At 34.3% G+C, this 5323-nt stretch carries 5 protein-coding genes and 1 pseudogene; all 6 read left to right on the top strand.

The genetic code is table 11. The features are described 5' to 3' along the window. A pseudogene (locus P8O16_RS09320) lies at positions 1-96 on the top strand (IS1595 family transposase); the annotation flags it as partial. 1197 nt (positions 97-1293) lie between these two features. After that, entirely contained in the window at positions 1294-1791 is a 498-nt protein-coding gene (locus P8O16_RS09325) for a hypothetical protein (protein ID WP_300313685.1), read from the top strand. Next, positions 1788-2414 (top strand): hypothetical protein, encoded by a 627-nt coding sequence (locus P8O16_RS09330; RefSeq protein WP_300313687.1) that lies wholly within the window; start codon positions 1788-1790, stop codon positions 2412-2414. The genes P8O16_RS09325 and P8O16_RS09330 overlap by 4 nt, the downstream gene beginning before the upstream one ends. After that, positions 2392-2922 (top strand): hypothetical protein, encoded by a 531-nt coding sequence (locus P8O16_RS09335; RefSeq protein WP_300313689.1) that lies wholly within the window; start codon positions 2392-2394, stop codon positions 2920-2922. Before P8O16_RS09330 ends, P8O16_RS09335 begins: the two co-directional genes overlap by 23 nt. A 589-nt stretch (positions 2923-3511) precedes the next feature. Next, complete coding sequence (locus P8O16_RS09340) at positions 3512-4741, top strand: AraC family transcriptional regulator (RefSeq protein ID WP_300313692.1); 1230 nt, start codon at positions 3512-3514, stop codon at positions 4739-4741. A 325-nt stretch (positions 4742-5066) separates the two neighbouring features. Continuing rightward, a complete protein-coding gene (locus P8O16_RS09345; protein WP_300313695.1) occupies positions 5067-5234 on the top strand; it encodes a hypothetical protein in 168 nt (55 codons plus the stop codon). Positions 5235-5323: the final 89 nt, after the last annotated feature.

Consider the following 5323-nt stretch of genomic DNA (forward strand, 5'->3'; position numbering starts at 1 on the left):
CGAATTAATCGCTCCCAGAACAAAGACACCATCTTCAATAATCTAATCATCAGAATGGTAAAAGCAGATAAAATGTATATCTCAAATATGATATGATGTTAAGCGGACACCTCTATAAAATGTTATAGACTAATTTTAAAAATTAATTCATTATTTTTTGACATAATTAATGTATAGACAAGTCACTAAAAAAATATTCTTCAGGTCTTAACTATTCGGGAATTATTCGGTGAAATATGTAAAAGCAATGCAATTATATCCATATTGAAGTTTTTTTGCTTACCTTATCCTTTTCAAAACCCTCATATTACCTTGGATTTTTTTTATTTAAAGCAGACAACTCCCACTTCCCACATTGAAGTGACTTCATAGAAGACTGTAAAGCCAATCAGCTAATAATGTATCATATCTGTATATTTGAAATACAGTTGTAGAATAGAAAATATTCCGCTTAATTTACATTTTTAATCATTTTATTATAAAAAAAAAGAAACTATCAAAATACTGTCTAAATTGTTGAAACACTATGAAAATCTAGCTCTGCTCATGGTTAGTTATAAGATAAATCAACTATAGTGTATCTGACTTATTTATCAGAAAGTCCTTAGACATTTTTCTAGGGACTTTTTTTATTGACCATTGTAAAATATTACTTTCATGAATCCTAATTAGCGTAAAAATTTAATTAACAAAAGAAGTATGGGAGTTATCATTTCCTCTGGAAATATTTTTTGTAGGAAAGGTATTATTCAATAAACAAAGCTGGATTGATATAATCCAATATAAAAATTTCTGGTAAATTTTTTAAGCCAAAAGGCTGACTTTTCAATTTTATATCTGAAAAAGATAAAACAATCATGATTCTTGTAAAAAAAGATTTTGAATTTGACAAAATTGGATTTGCTTATACTAACTAATGCAGATCGATTAACAATTTCAGGTCGTACCGTTGAAAGTCATCTATCAAAAAATATGCTTAAATTAGGTACTTCCGATATGATATCCACTATCTATGAGCTAAGTAAACGTAATATTTTAAAATAATAATTCTTTCAAGAAATCAAATTCTAAATGATTACAAAATTACTCGAGTAAGCGAATTTCTTGTTGCTTTCTCGTTTAGGATTTTGTCCAATTTTCGGATAGTTGGACAAAGTTTTTATAACAGCTATTCAAATCTTTCTCTTTTTTCGAAACCTTTGTACTATTAGCAAATAACGCGATTAGCTTGAACAGATAATGAAAAATGGAGTCAAATTACTTATAGTTTTATTTAGAATTTTAATTTGTGGTTTGATAAAATCAAATATAGTTTTAGTAATTATTTTCATTCTAGTATCTGGTTCAATAAGAGCCCAAACCCCCTCCTACTCCATTGAAGTTTCCGCAGTAGTAGTGGAGAATCTTCGGCTGATTACTGTTAGGGATTTAGATCTGTATAGTCCGTCTGTCCAAGGAAGTGTGATAATTGTAAATCCTATTACTAGTACATATGCAGGTCTATTCAAAATCCAAGGAAGTCCAAATAGAACAATCCGAATCAACTACACCCCAAGAGAATCAATCATCGAACAAAATGAGGGTTTAGGTGTGGTCCAGGCGCTGTATTCTATGAGTGCGGCCGGAGAAGATATTCAGTCTGGTAGTTTCTTGCTGACCCAAGGGTCCGCTGATGTCACCATTGGAGCCCTGGGTGAGGTTTTTATTTGGCTGGGAGCAGAGTTTGATATTTCCCAAGCTGCGCAAGGAAATTACCTTTCTCAATTCGTTCTAGAATTTGAGTATATATGATGACACGAGTTGTAATTCTTTTTGTCTCCTTTGCATTTTCCCTCTTTGGGTTTTCGAAAACTTCCTTTGGGCAGCGCCCAACTATTTCCACTTGGTCAGGAAGCGACGATATTACGATACGACCGCTAGGAATGGGAAGTAGTAGTTTGAATTTTAACCTGCATTCGAGTGTGATTACCGCTAACTCAGGCCCCGTTCAGATTCGCAAAGAAGATGACAACACTGCTGTTTTTGAAATTGAGGCTCCAAGTGAATATGAGATGGTGATAACTATGGATTATGCTCCATATCTGGCTAAAGAGGGAGATTCTTCCATAGATCAATCTATTCCTATGGTTTTCTATATGTCATATCACAACCAAAATGCCGCCAATGAAATCGTAGCTAAAAAAGAAAGTATCGATTTGCCTGCCGGGATTACAACTATCACGATTCCTGTTAACGGTAAATTTGCAGGTATTCCATTGCCCTCTAGTTCGGTATTTGGAGGGAGTTTAGAAAGACATAAATCGGTAGTATATCTGTTTGTCTATGGGACTTTGGGGCCGATCCGATCTGTTTACGCTGGTGAGTACAATACTCAAATTTCTATCAATGTAAATGTGGCAGGTGAGACGAATTGAGCTTATTTTATTCTTGATTGTGTTTGCCTGTTTTATTCCACAGGTTGGGATGGCCCAAAACCAAACGTTAAGAATCAACATAGAACTACCCGCCGGAGTGGGGTTAAATTCGGGATCAAGTTCAAAGCTAGACTCTGAGAGAAGTGTAAACAATGAAGTTGGACCGGACCTTTATGGGAAAACAGTGAAAAACTTCGCCTTGATTGCAGACGATGGTTCCTTTGTTAAGTTGACATGGATAAAGATGCAGACATTTGAGAATAGTCAATTTTTACTCGACTTTAAAAACCAAAATGAAACAGGCAAACCGATCCCATTCTTTTTTTTAAACGATAATACGAACAATCTTGAGAGCGCCCGATCTCTGATAGAATTTCCAGCTTTATTGAATTTTAATCAAAATGGGCTCTTGATCAGAAGTTTCGTGCCACGAAGGATTACGCTAAGCGCCTGGCTTGGATTTTACAGAGACAATCAACCGATGACTTTGGTTTTAGAGTATTTTTAACCCCGGATTACATTTCCAGATACTGCCCTTCTAATCTTTTCAGCGGGTGAGATCCTTACTGTAAACAAGCCTGCCTTAAAAATGCAACTCGTGCGATGTATTCTAAAAAAGTCCATAAAGACGTATCTATTAATTCCTGGAAATTCTTACTCCCGAGCAAAAAGTGATTTTATTTACAATTTAAATCACTTCATTTTACCATTCTTTTTAAAATCAAAAGGAACCAATAAGTTTTGTTCTTTTGAACTCATTTAGGAAATGGTATGATTTGCCTACCTAAACTACAATAACGGGATTTGAGGTATATGCCCGTCTTAACGTTATTCAAATTAGATTTCTTGTCTTGAGGAATTTACAGAGCTGAGAACTAACAAATATTTTCATATCCTGTACAAAACGGCTTATGGTAAGATTCAGTCAGTAGCTGTAATGAGCATTGTAAAAATGTCTCCTTTAAAAAATGAAGGTGAGAATTGAAGTTTTTAGCAAGTCATTGAAAAGGCTGACACCAAACCACAGCAGCTAAAAGCTGATATCCAATTTGAGTCCCAGTGAAATAACCTAATTTTATAAGAGTCATCATTATCGAATGGAATACAACTTATACATTTTTACATTTAGTTCATTTTTCCTGTTGGGCTTTTCGGTTCACATGCTTTTTACAACTATTGGCAATACCTATTTGAATAAATTATTGGCTGCCATGATGGGGATGCGTGGGCTTCAGATGCTGTATTTTATCGCTATCAATACTGGACAAACCTTCTTTGTTTCTATAATAATTAATTCGTTAGGTCCCTTTCTATTTATGTATGGAGCTTTCTTGTACCTGTACATAAGAGGTTTTATCAGGGATGAAAGCCGATTGCAGAAAAAAGACTTACTTCATCTTATCCCATTTTTAATAGCTCTAATAGATTCCATTCCATATTATTTTTTGGATGCTGATACGCGTGCGAATTTTATTTCAGATGTTATCGCTCACCGAGCATTTTTTGTTCCGGATAGTTTTGTGATTTTTCCATATTATTTGATCTCCATATTTCGATACGTATTACTAGTAACTTATTTTATTTTGACTTGGCGCCTTGTCATAAAATCTGGAATTATAAAATTCAGAAAAACAAATCCGATTGTAACAAATTGGATTTTATTCTTTCTCTTGATTACAACCTTGTCAAATTTGAGTATGGTAGTCAATTTTATCATAAATATCTCTGCTGGGGCTTCAACAAGTAATCTATTCTTAAGTAATTATAGAGTTTTTATCCAGTCTACCATCTTATTAGGTTTTTTCGGATATCTTTTTTACAATCCAAAGATATTGTACGGGTTTGTTTTTGTCTCAAAAGAATTCGCAGCTACCTTAAAACCAATGGATTTAGATTCGAATGAATCCGCATATTCGGATGAACTTATTGAAAGTCAAGAGTCAAAAAAACCACCAAGGGCTACTAGAAAACAAGCTTCAACTATCAGTGAAGAAGAAATTGTTAGAATTAAAGAAAAAATGATCTCGCTTATCGAAACCGAAAAGCCATTTCTCAATCCTGATTTCTCTGTGGGGGACTTAGCATCCAAAATGGGATTACCTTCCCATCATTGTTCCTACATCCTGAATGAATATGTTGGTAAGAATTTTAGAGGATGGGTGAATGAATATCGGGTAGAATTCTTCATTGCGCATTATCCAAGTTTAATAGCCAACCAAACTATTTTAGCTATTGCATCGAAATCAGGGTTCAAAAATAAGAATACATTTTACAGAGCATTTGAAAAAGTGACAGGCCAAACACCATCTCAGTATTTCGATTCTTAATTTTTTGCTATATTTTTTTTAAAAGTAATTCCAGCTAATTCCACTACCCTTTTTTCTCCAACTCTTGTAATTCGTTGATCCTTTATAGCATCCGGAGTTCTATGGTATTTCGCAAACTGGTCACATGCGGACAATCATAGCTAGCAACTTGTATTTTTTGTCCAACTATGCGATGGTTGGACAAATTTCAGTCTCTGTTTAAATTTATTTTCTGCTTGTATGTGGAATTTTGCCCGACTGATGAATCTTCTAGGTTTCCTAATAGAAAAAATCAGAAGGTAAACTAAAAAAACAATTGTATCATCTATTTCAAACAATCCAAACCATGAAAAAAACAGTTAAAATTCTAATCGCTACGGTATTCGCAGTAGGCTTTGTATCCTTGGCCAACGCACAATCTGCCTCTATTTCTGCCAATGCAACTGTGATAAGCGAGCTCAAAGTTTCCAACTTGTCCAACTTAAACGTATCCATCCGACGAACCCATATTTGAATTTAAGAGGTTTTAGGTAAGGCTGTATTCTTTCCAGTTTGATGGAAGCAGTTGGTAGAGGTCTTTTTGTTTGTGGCTTTGGATTCTTT

The organism is Algoriphagus sp., from assembly GCF_029254265.1.
Taxonomy (GTDB): Bacteria; Bacteroidota; Bacteroidia; order Cytophagales; family Cyclobacteriaceae; genus Algoriphagus.